The sequence below is a fragment of the Burkholderia stagnalis genome (assembly GCF_902830275.1).
GTDB classification, from domain to species: Bacteria; Pseudomonadota; Gammaproteobacteria; order Burkholderiales; family Burkholderiaceae; genus Burkholderia; species Burkholderia stagnalis.
This window is the reverse complement of record NZ_CADESW010000007.1, coordinates 303,866-318,918: the sequence shown is the minus strand read 5'-3', so window position 1 is coordinate 318,918 and position 15,053 is coordinate 303,866. Positions and strand designations below refer to the sequence as shown.

Here is a 15,053-nt window from a genome sequence, read left to right as displayed (position 1 = left end):
GGCACCGCCGCCGCGTGCGCGATGCGATACTGCGCGCATGGCGACCGCGACTTTCCGTTTCCACGGCGAACTGAACGCGTTCCTCGCGCGAACGCTGCGCGATCGCGCGTTCGCCCGCGCGTGCGGCGGCCAGGCCAGCGTCAAGCACCTGGTCGAGGCGCTCGGCGTGCCGCACACCGAAGTCGGGCGCCTGTGCGTGAACGGCGCGCCGGCCCGCTTCGACCGGCAGCTCGCGGACGGCGACCAGGTCGACGTCTACCCGCAACGGGCGCGGCAGCAGGCGGACGGCGCAGCGATGCCGGCGCCCGCGGACTGGCGCTTCGTCGCCGACGCGCACCTCGGCGGGCTCGCGCAGCTATTGCGCCTCGCCGGCTTCGACACCTGCTACGACAACCATTTCAGCGACGACGAGATCGCGGGGCTCGCCGAGCACGACGGCCGCGTCGTGCTCACCCGCGATCGCGAACTGCTCAAGCGCCGCGCGGTCGCGCGCGGCTGCTACGTGCATGCGCTGCAGCCGGCCGCGCAGCTGCGCGAGCTGTTCACGCGGCTCGATCTCGCGCCGCACATGCGGCCGTTCCGCCTGTGCCTGCGCTGCAACGCGCCGCTGCATCCGCTCAGCGCGCAGGACGCGGCGGCGCGCGTGCCGGCCGGCGTGCAGCAGCGCCACCGGCGCTTCGCCGCGTGCGACGTGTGCCAGCGCGTGTTCTGGGAAGGCTCGCACTGGCAGCGCATGCGCACGGTGGTCGACGCGATGCGCGCGGTCGCGCCGGACGCCTGAAAAAACGAAACCCCGCATGCGCGAACATGCGGGGTTGCGACGATGCGGCCGGGAGCGCCGGCCGCGGGCCCGGCAGGCTTAGTTCTGCGTGCCCTTGTCGTCCGTGCCGGCAGCCGATGCCGCCGCGGCCTTCGCCTTGCCCTTCGCCGAGCCGTGCTGCTTCAGTTGGTGCTTCGGCTTGCTCTTGTCCTTCTTCATCGGCGCCGATGCGGCGGCCGGTGCCTCGGCGGCCGGCGCCGAAGCCTGTGCGAATGCGGAAGCCGATGCCAGTGCGATTGCTGCGGCCACGATCGATGCGAGCGTCTTCTTCATTGTTCTTCCTTTGTCGGGAGAATAGTCAAACTAGTCAAACGTACGGTACGAAAAGATGCGAGGCATCCGCATCGGAGCGCCAGCCGCGCCTGTCCTGGCGGCTTCCGCCGGGCGGGACGGCCTTCACCTTCCCCGCGCGACGAACACTGACACACTGGCTGCATAACGCGCCGCCTTCGCGGCGAGTTGACAGCGTGGCCGCCGCCTCCGGGCTTTCCCTGACGCGCATGCGCGGATCTGCCTGCCCGGCCATTATCGGGACCGCATCATGCGTGCGCGACCCGGCACGAATCCGGGTTGCGCCCGCGCGCCGGCCGTGCTCGCGGGGCCTCCGGCCGCCGCCGATACGACGCTATACTTGGCTTCCGTCCCTTTCCCCGGAAACCGGCCCGCGACCGGTCGTGGCGCACTCGCCGTTCGGAGCCGCCATGCCGCCGCGCAGACGAGGCGCGCCAAATTGCCCGATCACAACCTGGACAGGCTGAAAATCGACCGCGCGCCCCGCTCCGGCGGCGCGTCGCACCAGCGCCCGTGGCGACGCTATGCGGCGATCGCGGCGCTGGCCGCCGTGGCAATCGGCGCAGGCTTCGCACTGACCGGCCGGCCCACGGTCGACACGACCACCGTGACCTCCGCCTACCCGTTCCAGAACGACACGCTGCTCAACGCGACCGGCTACGTCGTGCCGCAGCGCAAGGCCGCGGTCGCGTCGAAGGCGCAGGGCCGCGTCGAGTGGCTCGGCGTGCTCGAGGGCACGCGCGTGAAGCAGGGCGAGGTGATCGCGCGCCTCGAGAGCCGCGACGTCGCGGCCGCGCTCGCCCAGGCGCTGGCGCAGGTCAAGGTCGCGCAGGCCAATCTCGCGCTGCAGCAGGCCGAGCTGAAGGACGCCGAAGTCGGCTTTCGCCGCACCGCGATCCTCGCGCCGAAAGGCGCGGTGCCGGCCGCGCAGTACGACACCGACCTCGCCCGCCTGAACAAGGCGCGCGCGTCCGTCAACAGCAACCGGGCCGCGATCGCGTCCGCCGAGGCCAACGCGCAGGCGGCCCAGGTCGCGGTCGACCAGACCGCGATCCGCGCGCCGTTCGACGGCGTCGTGCTCGAAAAGCACGCGAACGTCGGCGACAACATCACGCCGTTCTCGTCCGCGTCGGACAGCAAGGGCGCGGTCGTGACGATCGCCGACATGGATACCCTCGAGGTGGAAGCGGACGTCGCGGAATCGAACATCGCGCGGATCCGCGTCGACCAGCCGTGCGAGATCCTGCTCGACGCGCTGCCCGACCAGCGCTTCGCGGGCCGGGTGTCGCGCATCGTGCCGACGGTCGACCGCTCGAAGGCGACGGTGCTGGTCAAGGTGCGCTTCGTCGAGCGCGACGAGCGCGTGCTGCCGGACATGAGCGCGAAGACCGCGTTCCTGTCGAAGCCCGCGTCGGCGCAGGACGCGCGGCCCGTGACGGCGGTGCAGGCGGGCGCGGTCGCCGAGCGCGACGGCCGCCAGGTGGTGTTCGTCGTGAAGGACGACACCGTGCGCGAAACGGCGGTGACGACCGGCGCGCGGATCGGCGAGCTCGTCGCGGTGCGCGGCGTGAAGCCGGGCGACACGCTCGTGCTGGCGCCGGCCGCGAAGCTCAAGGACGGCGCGAAAGTGACCGTCGCGAAGAAATAGCGTGAACGCCGCGCCGCCGCTCGTCGAGATCAGCCATGTCGCGAAGTCGTACCGGCGCGGGATGCAGATCGTGCCGGTGCTCACCGACATCACGCTCGACATCGGCGAAGGCGACTTCGTCGCGCTGATGGGGCCGTCGGGCTCCGGCAAGAGCACGCTGCTCAACCTGGTCGCCGGCATCGACCGGCCCGACAGCGGCGAGCTGCGCGTGGGCGGGCTCGACATCACGCGGCTCGCCGAAGCCGCGCTGGCCGACTGGCGCGCCGCCAACGTCGGCTTCATCTTCCAGTTCTACAACCTGATGCCGGTGCTCACCGCGTTCGAGAACGTCGAGCTGCCGCTGATGCTCACGCGCCTGCCCGCCAAGGAGCGGCGCGAGCGCGTCGAGCTGGTGCTCGACATGGTGAGCCTCGCGGACCGGATGAGCCATTACCCGTCCGAGCTGTCCGGCGGCCAGCAGCAGCGCGTCGCGATCGCGCGCGCGCTGATCACCGATCCGGCGCTGATCGTCGCCGACGAACCGACCGGCGACCTCGACCGCAGCTCTGCGACCGACGTGCTCGCGCTGATGCAGCGCCTGAACGCGGAACTCGGCAAGACCATCATCATGGTGACCCACGACGCGCACGCGGCCGCCGCCGCGAAGGCGCTCGTGCACCTGGAAAAGGGGGAGCTGATCGATGGGCCGGCCCGCTGAGCCGCATCACGGAGGCGCGCCGTGACCATGCTGAAGCTGATCGCGCGCAACGCGCTGCGGCACAAGCTGCGCACGCTGCTGACGGTGCTCGGCCTGACCATCGCGGTGCTCGCGTACGGGCTGCTGCACACGGTGGTCGACGCGTGGTACGCGGGCGCCGCCGCGGCATCGAACGCGCGGCTCGTCACGCGCAACGCGATCTCGCTCGTGTTCCCGCTGCCGGTGAGCTACGAGAACCGGATCCGCGGCGTCGACGGCGTGACGCTCGTCGCGCGCTCGAACTGGTTCGGCGGCATCTACCGCGACCCGAAGAACTTCTTCGCGCAGTTCGCGGTGTCGGACAACTATCTCGACCTGTATCCGGAGTTCATCCTGAGCGCGCAGCAGCGCGCCGACTACGCGCGCGACCGCAAGGGCTGCCTGATCGGGCGGCAGCTCGCGAACCAGTTCGGCTTCAAGGTCGGCGACGTGATCCCGATCAAGGGCACCATCTACCCGGGCACCTGGGATTTCGTCGTGCGCGGGATCCTCGACGGGCGCGACGAGTCGACCATCACGCGGCAGCTGATCTTTCACTGGGACTACCTGAACGAGCGGGTGCGCAAGACGACGCCCCGGCAGGCCGACCAGGTCGGCGTGTACGTGTTCGGGATCGCGCGCCCCGACGACGCGGCCGCGATCTCCCGCGGCGTCGACGCGCTGTTCCGCAATTCGCTCGCCGAGACTCTCACCGAGACCGAGCAGGCGTTCCAGCTCGGCTTCGTCGCGATGTCGAACCAGATCATCGCGGCGATCCGCGTGGTGTCCTACGTCGTGATCGTGATCATCATGGCCGTGATGGCCAACGCGATGGCGATGAGCGCGCGCGAGCGCACGGTCGAATACGCGACGCTGAAGGCGCTCGGCTTCGGCCCCGGTTTCCTCGCGGCGCTCGTGTTCGGCGAGTCGCTCGTGATCGCCGCGATCGGCGGCAGCCTCGGCATGCTCGCGATGCCGCCGGCCGCGCACCTGTTCAAGCAGGCCACCGGCGGCGTGTTCCCGGTCTTCAACGTGTCCGCGCAGACCTTCGCGCTGCAGGCCGCCTGCTCGCTCGCGGTCGGCGTCGCGGCCGCGCTCGTGCCGGCGTGGCAGGCCGCGCGGGTGCGCGTCGTCGAAGGCCTGCGGGCGATCGGCTAGCTCGCGCGCGCCATGGCCATTCCGCTCGCCTATATCGCGCGCAACCTGTGGGCCCGCCGGCTCACCACCGTGCTCACCGCGGGCGGCATGGCGCTCGTCGTGTTCGTGTTCGCGACCGTGCTGATGCTCGACGCGGGCCTCACGAAGACGCTCGTGTCCACCGGCGAGCCCGACAACGTGGTGGTGATCCGCAAGGGCGCGGAAACCGAGGTGCAGAGCGCGATCGACCACAAGCAGGCGAACGTGATCGAGATGCATCCGTCGGTCGCGCTCGGCGCCGACGGCCGGCCGCTCGCGTCGAAGGAGGCCGTGGTGCTGATCTCGCTCGTGAAGACCGCGACCAACCGGCCGTCGAACGTCGTGATCCGCGGCGTGTCGCCGGCCGGCCTCGGCCTGCGCCCGCGCGTGCGGCTCGCGGCCGGGCGCATGTTCGACGCGGGCTCGTCCGAGATCGTGGTCGGCAGCGCGATCGCGAAGGGTTTCAGCGGCACGCGGATCGGCGAGCGCCTGCGCTTCGCGCAGCGCGACTGGACCATCGTCGGCCAGTTCGACACCGGCGGCAGCGGCTTCGATTCGGAGATCTGGGGCGACGCCGACCAGTTGATGCAGTCGTTCCGGCGCACCAGCTATTCGTCGATGATCGTGCGCATCCCGCAGGCCGACGCGTTCGCGCGCTTCAAGGCCGACCTCGACGTCGATCCGCGGCTCACCGACGAGGCCAAGCGCGAGCAGGCGTTCTACGGCGATCAGTCGCGCGCGCTGTCGACGTTCATCAACATCCTCGGGCTCACGCTGTCGACGATCTTCTCGGTCGCGGCGATGATCGGCGCGATGATCACGATGTACGCGTCGGTGGCCAACCGGGTCGCGGAAATCGGCACGCTGCGCGCGCTCGGCTTCAAGCGCGCGAGCGTGCTCGCCGCGTTCCTGCTCGAGGCGCTGCTGCTCGGGCTCGTCGGCGGCGTCGCGGGGCTCGGCTGCGCGGCGCTGATGCAGTTCGCGTCGTTCTCCACCACCAACTTCCAGACCTTCTCGGACCTGTCGTTCCGCTTCGTGCTCACGCCGGCGATCGTCGCGAAGACGCTGCTGTTCTCGCTGGCGATGGGGCTGGCGGGCGGCTTCCTGCCGGCGATGCGCGCGGCGCGGATGAACATCGTCGACGCGCTGCGGGCGCGGTGACGGCGCGATCGGGCGACGCGCCGAGCACCGCGCCGGCAACGCCGTGGGTCAGCGCGCGGCCGCCGACGGCGCCAGCCGCGCAAGCGCGAGCGCGTCGTCGAGCGCGATGTGCCCCTCGAACGCGGTCGACGCCGGCAGCGGCTGCGCGTCCTCGATCGCATGCGCGAAGCGCACGCCCGCATTGTCGGCCAGCCGCGCGCGCAACGCGGCGATGCGCGGGAAGGCCGCGCCGTCGAACACCTGGTGATAGTCGGCCCAGCGCGCGAGGCCCGCGAAGTACGCGTCGGCGAGCGTGCGCTGCCGGCCGAGCAGCCAGGGCTCGTCGCCGAGCATGGCCTCGAGCTGGCGGTGCGCGCGCATCACGCGGCCGCGGCCGTACGCCTGCAGGACCTCTTTCTCGACGCCTTCGCTGCCGTGCTCGTAGACGTACCAGAGCGGGCCGAACGCGCTGAAGAACGTGGTGTTCAGGTAGGACAGCATGCGGTTGAGCCGGTCGAAATCGTGGGTGCCCTGGCGGAACGCGAGGCCGCTGGCGGACGCGTCGGCGCCGATATGGTTGAGGATCGCCGCGCTTTCGGTCAGCACGTTGCCGGCCTCGGTGATGAACGCCGGCGTTTCGGCGACCGGGTTGAGCCGCAGGAACGCATCGCTCGTCACGAGGCCGGGCATCGTGATGCGGGACAGCCGGTACGGGCGGCCCACCCATTCGAGCGCAACGATCGAGCCGAACGAGCAGCCGGCGGGAACACCGTAGAGGAGGATCGGGGACATCGGACATTTCCGGTTGATTGAACGAACCCGGATGCTCCCATGGCGAACGATCACGCAGTAGCCGCTAAAATTGAAACCCGTCGTTTCCCGATATGGACGCTGAGCATTGAACCTGAACGATCTCTACCTCTTCGTGCAGGCGGTCGAAGCCGGCAGCATGTCCGCCGCCGCCCGCCTGCTCGACCTGCCGAAGTCGACGGTGAGCAAGCGCGTCGCCGCGCTCGAGCACGCGCTCGGCGCGCGGCTCGTGCATCGCACGTCGCGCAGCTTCCGCCTGACGCCGGTGGGCGCCGAGTTCTTCGAGCACGCGCGCGCGGCGGTGATCGAGGCGGAAAGCGCGCGGGACGCGGTGCTGCGGCAGGCCGCCGAGCCGCGCGGGATCGTGCGGATCACGAGCGCGGTGCCGATCGCGCAGCATGTGCTCGCGCCCTGCCTGCCGGCGCTCGCGCTCGCCCATCCGCACTTGCAGCTGCAAATTCATGCGAGCGACCGGCGCGTGGATCTCGTGCAGGAAGGCTTCGACATCGCGGTGCGCAGCCATTTCGCGCCGCTGCCCGATTCCGCGCTGGTGCAGCGCCCGCTCGCGGTGTCGCCGATCGTGCTGGTCGCGTCGCCCGCCTATCTCGCGCGCGCCGGCGAGCCGGCGGCCCCGGCCGACCTCGCGCGGCACGACGGCCTTTACCCGAACCTTCAGGCGATGCCGTGGCGCCTCGGGCGCGGCGCCGACAGCGTCGAAGCCGCGCCGCGCGAGCGCCTGCACGCGGACGAATCGACGGTGCTGCTGCACGCGGCGGTGGCCGGCCTCGGCATCGCGTGCCTGCCGGACTGGATCGTGCGCGACGCGCTCGATGCGGGCACGCTTGCTCGCGTGCTGCCGGACTGGGACGCGGGCCGCGTGACCACGACGCTGCTGATGACGCACCGCCGCGGCCAGTTGCCGGGCGTGCGCGCCGTGGTCGAGTTCCTCGTGCGGCACGTGGCGGGGCAGCACGTCTGAGGCCCGCATCGTGCGGCGATTCAAAACCTGAATCGATCAAGTCATCAATTGGCATGAAAGTGGAATTTTCGCCATGCAGAATGATCCGGACGCGCTCGATCGTCGCGCCTCGCGGCGACGGTAGACGCGTCCGGCCCGGCACACGGACGGCGGGCGTCCGCCTGAGCCGAGTCGCACGTGCTCGTCGTGCTGTTCATGGCGCTGTCGTGCTTCGGCAAGGGGCTCGGCGCGCTCGGCCGGGCCGTCAACGCCGACACCGCGCCGCGCCAGATCGCCGGCCTGAGCGGCGCGCCGCTCAATACCTGCGGCAACCTGTCCAGCATCACGACGCCGATCGCGGTCGGCTACATCGTCGACACCAGCGGCTCGTTCAACGGCGAGCTGGTCCATGTCGGCGCGCACGCGCTCGTCGCGGTGGCCTGTTACCTGTTCGTCGTCAGCGAGATTCGCCGCGTCGAGCTGACATGAACGCCGCGGGCCCCCGCCGGCCCGCGCCAACCAGGAGCGAAGCCATGTCCGAATCCCGCAGCACCGGCGCGACGCCGGGCACCCCGCGCGTCACGCGCATGCAGGTGATCCCCGTTGCCGGGCGCGACAGCATGCTGCTGAACCTGTGCGGCGCGCATGCGCCGTTCTTCACCCGTAACCTCGTGATCCTCGGCGACAGCAGCGGGCGAACCGGCGTCGGCGAGGTGCCGGGCGGCGAAGGCATCCGCCACGCGCTGGAGCGGATGGCGGATCTCGTTATCGGCCAGCCGATCGGGCGCTACCAGGCGACGCTCAACGCGGTGCGCGCGGCGCTCGCGGGCAGCGGCGCGGCGGCCGGCCGCGCGATCCGCCACGAGGTGACGTCGGCCGGCGAAGCCGCGGTGCTGCGGCAACCGCACGAGATCAACCTGCGGCTCGACAACGTGATCACCGCGATCGAGGCCGCGCTGCTCGACCTGCTCGGCCAGTGCCTCGACGTGAGCGTCGCGGCGCTGCTCGGCGAAGGGCAGCAGCGCGACGCGGTGCCGATGCTCGCGTACCTGTTCTACATCGGCGACCGGCAGCGCACCGACCTGCCGTACCGCGACGAGCGCGACGCGCCGCACGCGTGGTTCCGGCTGCGCAACGAGGCGGCGCTGACGCCCGCCGCGATCGCGCGGCAGGCCGAGGCGGCGGTCGAGCGCTACGGCTTCGCCGATTTCAAGCTGAAGGGCGGCGTGATGGCGGGCCACGACGAGATGGAAGCCATTGCGGCGATCAAGGCGCGCTTTCCGGAGGCGCGCGTGACGCTCGACCCGAACGGCGCGTGGTCGCTCGACGAGGCGGTCGCGCTGTGCCGCGGGCAGGGCCACCTGCTCGCGTATGCGGAAGATCCGTGCGGGCCGGAAGCCGGCTATTCGGGACGCGAGGTGATGGCGGAATTCCGCCGCGCGACCGGCATCCCGACCGCGACCAACATGATCGCGACCGACTGGCGGCAGATGGATCACGCGGTGCGGCTTCAAGCGGTGGACATCCCGCTCGCCGATCCGCATTTCTGGACGATGCAGGGCTCGGTGCGGCTCGCGCAGCTGTGCCGCGACTGGGGGCTCACGTGGGGCTCGCACTCGAACAACCATTTCGACGTGTCGCTCGCGATGTTCACGCACGCGGCCGCGGCCGCGCCGGGCGCGATCACCGCGATCGACACGCACTGGATCTGGCAGGAAGGCGACGCGCGGCTCACGCGCGAGCCGCTCGCGATCGTCGGCGGCCGGGTGGCCGTGCCGGAGCGGCCGGGCCTCGGGATCGAGCTCGACATGGCGCAGGTGGAAGCCGCGCATGCGCTGTACCGGCAAGTCGGCGGCACGGCGCGCGACGATGCGATGGCGATGCGGTATCTGGTGCCGGGGTGGACCTACGATCCGAAGCGGCCGAGTTTCGCGACGCGGTAGCCCTGCTGTGGAATACCGTGCAGTGAAATATTTACCCGCCGCTGAAATTCCGCTTCGCGCGCCGCCGCCGTTGACGGCGGCGCGCGTCAGTCACGATCAAAGCGTGCGACTGAAGTCCTGCAACTGCTTCCTGGCTTCGTCGCGTGCGATGCCGTAGCGCTCCTGGATCCGGCCGACCAGATACTCGCTGTCGCCGTCGGCGACCGCCAGATCATCGTCGGTCAGCTTGCCCCATTGCGCCTTCACCTTGCCGGCCAGTTGTTTCCATTGGCCCTTGATCCGGTCTTCATTCATCGCGTTCTCCCGCGAGTGGTTGAGGGTGACGGGATCGCGCAATTCATGTGCCGCGAACGGACGGAGCCGACCGATGGGTTCACGCTTGCGTTGCGCGCGCGGCCGCACATCGCTCGATCGTGCGGGCAATGCGCCCGGCATGCGCGAGGCCGGGATCGCGCCCCGGGTCGTAGATGGTGAAGTCGACGCCCGCGATTCGGCCCGACGCGACGAGCGGGCCAAGCAGCGCGTCCAGCCCGTCGAAATCCAGCCCCGGCGAACCGGGCGAATCCACCGCCGGGAGCTGCGACTGGTCCAGCACGTCGAGATCGACGTGCAGCCAGGCCTGCTCGAGCGCGCGCGCCGCGAGCCAGTCGACCAGCGCCGACGCGACAGCCGCAGGCCCGCGCGCGAGCAGCTGCTGGATCGTGATGCGCGTGATGCCGGTGCGCGCGATATCGCCGTAAGCCGCGTCGAATTCCGCCGTCCCGGCATCGCGCTCTCCCACCTGGCAGGCATCGGAATCGTCGACCAGCGCGCCGTCGAGCCCCGGCCAGCGTGTCAGCAGCGGCTCGCCCCGCCCGGTCGCCAGCGCGAGATCCATGCCCGCGACGGAACCGAGCCGCTTCGACGTGTCGTAGTTGCCGGGGTGGAAGAAGTCGCTGTGCCCGTCGACGTGAACGAGCCCCCTGCCGCCCGCACGCCGGTTGCCGAGCAGGCAGCCGAGCAGCACGCTGCAATCGCCGCCGAGCACGACCGGAAACGCGTGCCGCGCACGGGCGTCGGCAACGTGCGCGGCGAGATCGAGCGAATAGCCGCGGATCGACACCCCGTTGCGAATACGCGTGCCGGATTGCGGCGCGAACGCATAGGCGGGATGCGCCAGCCGTGACACGCTCGCGCCGACGCGCGCGGCAAGGCCGGTGGCCAACAGCACCTCGGGGCCGCGCCAGGTCTCGGGTTCGAGTCCGGCCTCGTTCGGCCGCAGGCCGAGGCTGCTGGGCGCGGCGATGAACTCGACCGGCGAGCCGGGTGAAGGTGTCGATGCCGTCATGACCTTTCCTCGCGCAATGGCTGCCTGATGGATGTGCTAACCTTTTAAACAACTATCAAAGGTTAGCACGCATTCCACCCATGTCGAGCATTTCACCGGTTATCGAGGCGCACCCGTTCGCGGCTCGCGATTATGTCGGCGGCCATCCCGTACTCGATTTCGTCAATACGGTGACCGGCCGCGACCACGCGCCGCGCGACTGGCTGCCGGATTACGACGCCTATCTCGCGTGGCTGGCGACGTCGGCGGCGTTCCCCGCGCTCGACCTGAAGCGGCTTGCATCCCGCGCGGCCGACGCGCCGGCCGCGGCCGAGCGCGCGCTGCGCGACGCCAAGCGCCTGCGCGAAGCGCTGTTCGGCATCTTCGGCGCGTTCTCGCATCGCGCACCGGTGGCTGCCGCAGATCTGGAAACGCTGGAGCACGCATGGCGGCACGCGATGAGCGGCCGGCGGCTGGTCGCGACGGCCGGGCGCGTCGAATTCGGCGAGCCGCCCGATCCGGCGGACCTGCATCTGCCGGCCCAGCAGATTGCGCTCGACGCGGTGAAGCTCCTCGACGCCTTGCCCGACGGGCGGCTGCGGATGTGCGCGGGGTCGAACTGCGCGTGGCTGTTCATCGACCGCTCGAAGACAGGGCGCCGCAAGTGGTGCGACATGTCGACCTGCGGGAACGTGGCGAAGGCCCGGCGGCACTACCGTGCGGTCAGGGGTGCGCCCGATGGAGACGCAGAGCGCGACAGCGACAGCGACGCGTCGGCATGAACCCGGGGCGCAAATGCGTGCGCGCCCCGATCGGCGAAGAGATCAGTGGAAGAAGAGTTCCCGCATGCCGAACGTGTGATTCGCTTCGGCCGCCATCAGCACCATCAACACCAGCAGGCACAGGGGCGGGATCAGGATTGCGTACACCAGCGCCAGCCGCTCCCACATCATGTGCATGAAGATCGACACGATCAGCCCGGCCTTGGCGATCATGAACACGATGATCAGCGTCCAGCGCAGCAGGCCCTGCACGTGGAAGTAGTCCACCAGGTACGACATCGTGCTCAACAGGAACAGCAGGCCCCAGATCTTCAGGTAGAGGCCGATCGGATGCTGCTGCCCGTGCGCGGCGTCGGGCCGATGGGCGGAATCGGTGTGGTCCATGATCTGCCTCACCACAAGTAGAACAGCGCGAAGATGAACACCCACACCAGGTCGACGAAGTGCCAGTACAGGCCGGCGATCTCGACGATCTGGAAGTTGCCGTGCTCGGTGAACCCCGGCTGCAGGATCTTGCGAGCGATCAGCAGCAGGTAGATCACGCCGCAGGTCACGTGAAAGCCGTGGAACCCGGTGATCATGAAGAAGCACGCGCCGAACTGCGCGGCGCCGAGCGGGTTGCCCCACGGGCGGATGCCTTCATGGACGATCAGCTTGGTCCATTCGAAGGCCTGCATCGACACGAAGGTCGCGCCCAGCAGCGCGGTCGCCAGCAACAGGGCGGCGGCGCGCCTGACGTCGCGCCGGTAGCCGAAGTTGACGGCCATCGCCATGGTGCCGCTGCTGGTGATCAGCGTGAACGTCATGATCGCGATCAGCAGCAACGGCACGTCCACGCCGCCCACCGTGAGCCCGAACACCTTGGACGGGTCTGGCCACGGCACCGTGGTCGACATGCGCACCGTCATGTAGCCGATCAGGAAGCTGCTGAAGACGAAGGTGTCCGACAGCAGGAAGATCCACATCATCGCCTTGCCCCACGGCACCTTGAAGGCTGCGCGGTCGGCCGACCAGTCCGTGACGATGCCGTGCCAGCCGTCGGGCCCGGAGGCGTCGGGCGCGGGGGCGGCGGATTCGGTGGGCAGCGTGGGCGAGGTCATGACGCGGCTCCATACAACGGCCCGCAGATGGCGGCGACGATCCCGGGGGTGATCCACCACATCGCCGCCAGCAGCACGAGCCAGACAGCCAGCAGGAAATGCCAGTAGATCGCGCACAGCGAGATGGCGCGCTGGGCCCGGAACGGGTCCGCGCGCCGGAGAAGCGCGATCGTCAAGGCCCAGGCCACCAGCCCGCCCAGCACATGCATCCCGTGCAGGCCGGTGAGCAGGTAGAGAAAGCTGTTGGACGGGTTGCCGGCGACGGTCTGCCCGGCCGCCGCGAGCATGCGCCAGGCGATCAGCTGCCCGATCACGAACACGGCCGCCAGCACGCCGCCGGCCACCAGCCACGCCGCGCGATGCAACGTCATCTGCCGCGCACGCTGCATGGCGAGGCTGGCCAGCGCCAGCGCGCCGGTGTTCCACCACAGCAGCGCCGGATGCGGGATCGGCTCCCAGTCGGGCTCGCGCATGCGCATGCCGTAGGCGAGCAGCAGCAGCGAAAACAGCGCCGTCGCCACCGCCATGAAGACGAACAGGCCGATGCGGCTCGCATTCGGCGAGACCGGCGGCGTGTCGGGAACGAAGGGGCGTGGCAGGGTGGTCATTCGTGCGCCTCGCCGGGTTGAAGCGTCGGGCGGGCCGGTTCGGGCGCCGTCTCGGGCGGCTGGTTTTGCGGGACGAAGTCTTCGTCGCGCCCCGGCGGGCTGTATTCGTATGCCCAGCGGTAGACGACGGGCAGCGCGGCGCCCCAGTTGCCGTGCGCGGGCGGCGTTTGCGGCGTCTGCCATTCGAGCGTGGTGGCCCGCCACGGGTTGCCGTCGGCGCGCTTGCCGCGCACGAGGCTCCACGCCAGGTTGTACAGGAACAGCAGCTGCGCCACCGCGACGATCAGCGCGACGACGGTGATGAACGCGTTCAGCGTCTGCGCCGAAGGCGGAATGAAGCTGTAGCCGTCATACGCGTAGTAGCGCCGCGGCATGCCCAGGATGCCGAGATAGTGCATCGGGAAGTAGATCGCATAGGTGCCGACGAAGGTGATCCAGAAGTGCGCGCGCCCGAGCGTGTCGTTCAGCATGCGGCCCGTCACCTTCGGATACCAGTGGTAGATGCCGCCGAACACCACGAGGATCGGCGACACGGCCATCACCATATGGAAGTGCGCGACCACGAAGTACGTGTTCGACAGCGGAATGTCCACGCTCACGTTGCCGAGGTAGAGCCCGGTCAGCCCGCCCAGCACGAAGGTGCTGACGAAGCCGATGGCGAACAGCATCGGCACGGTAAGGTGGATATCGCCGCGCCACAGCGTCAGCACCCAGTTGTAGACCTTGAGCGCGGTCGGCACGGCGATGATGAGCGTGGTGGTGGCGAAGAAGAAGCCGAAGTACGGATTCATGCCCGCGATGAACATGTGGTGCGCCCACACCACGAAGCTCAGCGCGCCGATGATGACGATGGCCCACACCATCATCCGGTAGCCGAAGATGTTCTTGCGCGCGTGCGTGCTGATGAGATCCGACACGATGCCGAACGCCGGCAGCGCGACGATGTAGACCTCCGGATGCCCGAAGAACCAGAACAGGTGCTGGAACAGCAGCGGGCTGCCGCCGGCGTGCTTGAGCGTCTGTCCCATCGACACCACGGCCGGCACGAAGAAGCTGGTGCCGAGCGTCTTGTCGAGCAGCATCATCGCCGCCGACACGAACAGCGCCGGAAACGCCAGCAGCGCCAGGATGGTCGCGACGAAGATGCCCCACACCGTGAGCGGCATGCGCATCAGCGTCATGCCGCGCGTGCGCGCCTGCAGCGTGGTGGTGACGTAGTTCAGGCCGCCCATCGTGGCCGCGACGATGAAGATCGCCAGCGACACCAGCATCAGCACGATGCCCCACTCCACGCCCGGCGTGCCCGGCAGGATGGCCTGCGGCGGATACAGCGTCCAGCCCGCGCCGGTCGGCCCGCCCGGCACGAAGAAGCTCGCCACGAGCACCAGCACGGCCAGCAGGTAGACCCAGTAGCTCAGCATGTTGAGGAACGGGAACACCATGTCGCGCGCGCCGAGCATCAGCGGGATCAGGTAGTTGCCGAAGCCGCCGAGGAACAGCGCCGTCAGCAGGTAGATCACCATGATCATCCCGTGCATGGTGACGAACTGATAGTAGTGGGTGGCGTCGATGAAACTGAACTTGCCCGGAAAGCCGAGCTGCAGCCGCATCAGGTCCGACAGCACCATGCCGACCAGGCCGATGACGATGGCGGTCAGCGCATATTGCACGGCGATGACCTTGTGGTCCTGGCTCCAGACATAGCGGGTCCAGAAGCTTTGCGGGACGTGGTCGGTGTGCGCGTAGGGCATTGCGT

General features: G+C 69.6%; 16 protein-coding genes and 1 pseudogene. 9 read left to right on the top strand and 8 right to left on the bottom strand.

The features are described from left to right. The first annotated feature begins 37 nt into the window (after positions 1–37). Complete coding sequence (locus tag HWY45_RS15795) at positions 38–781, top strand: Mut7-C RNAse domain-containing protein (protein ID WP_059882106.1); 744 nt, start codon at positions 38–40, stop codon at positions 779–781. A gap of 78 nt (positions 782–859) precedes the next feature. Here the strand turns inward: HWY45_RS15795 and HWY45_RS15790 are convergent, their stop codons facing one another. Then, a complete protein-coding gene (locus HWY45_RS15790) occupies positions 860–1,093 on the bottom strand; it encodes a hypothetical protein (protein WP_059563983.1) in 234 nt (77 codons plus the stop codon). A 457-nt stretch (positions 1,094–1,550) separates the two neighbouring features. Here HWY45_RS15790 and HWY45_RS15785 point away from each other — a divergent pair, with 457 nt between their 5' ends. From HWY45_RS15785 to HWY45_RS15770, 4 genes are all read left to right on the top strand, one after another. Continuing rightward, the gene (locus HWY45_RS15785) at positions 1,551–2,759 is read left to right on the top strand and encodes an efflux RND transporter periplasmic adaptor subunit (RefSeq protein ID WP_059882107.1); all 1,209 of its coding nucleotides are present in this window, start codon (positions 1,551–1,553) and stop codon (positions 2,757–2,759) included. 61 nt (positions 2,760–2,820) lie between these two features. Continuing rightward, on the top strand, positions 2,821–3,456 hold the full coding sequence (locus HWY45_RS15780) for an ABC transporter ATP-binding protein (protein ID WP_230946997.1): 636 nt from the start codon (positions 2,821–2,823) through the stop codon (positions 3,454–3,456). Positions 3,457–3,477: 21 nt separating this feature from the next. Next, the gene (locus HWY45_RS15775; RefSeq protein ID WP_059882110.1) at positions 3,478–4,632 is read left to right on the top strand and encodes an ABC transporter permease; all 1,155 of its coding nucleotides are present in this window, start codon (positions 3,478–3,480) and stop codon (positions 4,630–4,632) included. A gap of 12 nt (positions 4,633–4,644) precedes the next feature. Further along, positions 4,645–5,811, top strand: coding sequence for an ABC transporter permease (locus HWY45_RS15770; RefSeq protein ID WP_059882112.1), 1,167 nt, complete (start codon positions 4,645–4,647; stop codon positions 5,809–5,811). Positions 5,812–5,859: 48 nt separating this feature from the next. Here HWY45_RS15770 and HWY45_RS15765 read toward each other — a convergent pair whose 3' ends face one another. Then, positions 5,860–6,582 carry a glutathione S-transferase family protein gene (locus tag HWY45_RS15765; protein WP_059882113.1) on the bottom strand — a complete coding sequence of 241 codons (723 nt, stop codon included), beginning with the start codon at positions 6,580–6,582 and terminating at the stop codon, positions 5,860–5,862. Between the two features lie 106 nt (positions 6,583–6,688). Here HWY45_RS15765 and HWY45_RS15760 point away from each other — a divergent pair, with 106 nt between their 5' ends. From HWY45_RS15760 to HWY45_RS15750, 3 genes and pseudogenes are all read left to right on the top strand, one after another. Continuing rightward, positions 6,689–7,579 carry a LysR substrate-binding domain-containing protein gene (locus HWY45_RS15760; protein WP_059882115.1) on the top strand — a complete coding sequence of 297 codons (891 nt, stop codon included), beginning with the start codon at positions 6,689–6,691 and terminating at the stop codon, positions 7,577–7,579. Between the two features lie 168 nt (positions 7,580–7,747). Then, positions 7,748–8,047 (top strand): annotated as a pseudogene (locus tag HWY45_RS15755) (MFS transporter); the annotation flags it as partial. Positions 8,048–8,091: 44 nt separating this feature from the next. Further along, on the top strand, positions 8,092–9,501 hold the full coding sequence (locus HWY45_RS15750) for an enolase C-terminal domain-like protein (protein ID WP_059882120.1): 1,410 nt from the start codon (positions 8,092–8,094) through the stop codon (positions 9,499–9,501). Positions 9,502–9,597: 96 nt separating this feature from the next. On the opposite strand, the gene HWY45_RS15745 is transcribed toward HWY45_RS15750, so the two are convergent. After that, entirely contained in the window at positions 9,598–9,795 is a 198-nt protein-coding gene (locus tag HWY45_RS15745; RefSeq protein ID WP_059882380.1) for a CsbD family protein, read from the bottom strand. 79 nt (positions 9,796–9,874) lie between these two features. Further along, entirely contained in the window at positions 9,875–10,828 is a 954-nt protein-coding gene (locus tag HWY45_RS15740; RefSeq protein ID WP_059882122.1) for an arginase family protein, read from the bottom strand. Positions 10,829–10,908: 80 nt separating this feature from the next. Here HWY45_RS15740 and HWY45_RS15735 point away from each other — a divergent pair, with 80 nt between their 5' ends. Further along, positions 10,909–11,589 (top strand): CGNR zinc finger domain-containing protein, encoded by a 681-nt coding sequence (locus HWY45_RS15735; RefSeq protein ID WP_175038388.1) that lies wholly within the window; start codon positions 10,909–10,911, stop codon positions 11,587–11,589. Positions 11,590–11,631: 42 nt separating this feature from the next. Here the strand turns inward: HWY45_RS15735 and HWY45_RS15730 are convergent, their stop codons facing one another. The 4 genes from HWY45_RS15730 to ctaD are packed head-to-tail and all read right to left on the bottom strand — an operon-like array spanning position 11,632 to position 15,048. Then, positions 11,632–11,973 (bottom strand): cytochrome C oxidase subunit IV family protein, encoded by a 342-nt coding sequence (locus HWY45_RS15730; RefSeq protein WP_059882124.1) that lies wholly within the window; start codon positions 11,971–11,973, stop codon positions 11,632–11,634. Between the two features lie 8 nt (positions 11,974–11,981). Then, on the bottom strand, positions 11,982–12,689 hold the full coding sequence (locus tag HWY45_RS15725; protein WP_059882126.1) for a heme-copper oxidase subunit III family protein: 708 nt from the start codon (positions 12,687–12,689) through the stop codon (positions 11,982–11,984). After that, positions 12,686–13,297: a cytochrome c oxidase subunit 3 gene (locus HWY45_RS15720; protein WP_059882128.1), complete on the bottom strand. Its 612-nt coding sequence runs from the start codon at positions 13,295–13,297 to the stop codon at positions 12,686–12,688. Before HWY45_RS15720 ends, HWY45_RS15725 begins: the two co-directional genes overlap by 4 nt. Then, positions 13,294–15,048: a cytochrome c oxidase subunit I gene (gene ctaD, locus HWY45_RS15715; RefSeq protein ID WP_059563971.1), complete on the bottom strand. Its 1,755-nt coding sequence runs from the start codon at positions 15,046–15,048 to the stop codon at positions 13,294–13,296. Before ctaD ends, HWY45_RS15720 begins: the two co-directional genes overlap by 4 nt. Positions 15,049–15,053 lie beyond the last annotated feature (5 nt).

Bases quoted from the DNA above. Each gene is read 5' to 3' on its own strand.
- HWY45_RS15765 (WP_059882113.1), bottom strand. From the start codon at position 6,582: ATGTCCCCGATCCTCCTCTACGGTGTTCCCGCCGGCTGCTCGTTCGGC.
- HWY45_RS15720 (WP_059882128.1), bottom strand. From the start codon at position 13,297: ATGACCACCCTGCCACGCCCCTTCGTTCCCGACACGCCGCCGGTCTCG.
- HWY45_RS15750 (WP_059882120.1), top strand. From the start codon at position 8,092: ATGTCCGAATCCCGCAGCACCGGCGCGACGCCGGGCACCCCGCGCGTC.
- HWY45_RS15780 (WP_230946997.1), top strand. From the start codon at position 2,821: ATGCAGATCGTGCCGGTGCTCACCGACATCACGCTCGACATCGGCGAA.
- HWY45_RS15745 (WP_059882380.1), bottom strand. From the start codon at position 9,795: ATGAATGAAGACCGGATCAAGGGCCAATGGAAACAACTGGCCGGCAAG.
- HWY45_RS15795 (WP_059882106.1), top strand. From the start codon at position 38: ATGGCGACCGCGACTTTCCGTTTCCACGGCGAACTGAACGCGTTCCTC.
- HWY45_RS15770 (WP_059882112.1), top strand. From the start codon at position 4,645: ATGGCCATTCCGCTCGCCTATATCGCGCGCAACCTGTGGGCCCGCCGG.
- HWY45_RS15735 (WP_175038388.1), top strand. From the start codon at position 10,909: ATGTCGAGCATTTCACCGGTTATCGAGGCGCACCCGTTCGCGGCTCGC.
- HWY45_RS15740 (WP_059882122.1), bottom strand. From the start codon at position 10,828: ATGACGGCATCGACACCTTCACCCGGCTCGCCGGTCGAGTTCATCGCC.
- ctaD (WP_059563971.1), bottom strand. From the start codon at position 15,048: ATGCCCTACGCGCACACCGACCACGTCCCGCAAAGCTTCTGGACCCGC.
- HWY45_RS15725 (WP_059882126.1), bottom strand. From the start codon at position 12,689: ATGACCTCGCCCACGCTGCCCACCGAATCCGCCGCCCCCGCGCCCGAC.
- HWY45_RS15790 (WP_059563983.1), bottom strand. From the start codon at position 1,093: ATGAAGAAGACGCTCGCATCGATCGTGGCCGCAGCAATCGCACTGGCA.
- HWY45_RS15730 (WP_059882124.1), bottom strand. From the start codon at position 11,973: ATGGACCACACCGATTCCGCCCATCGGCCCGACGCCGCGCACGGGCAG.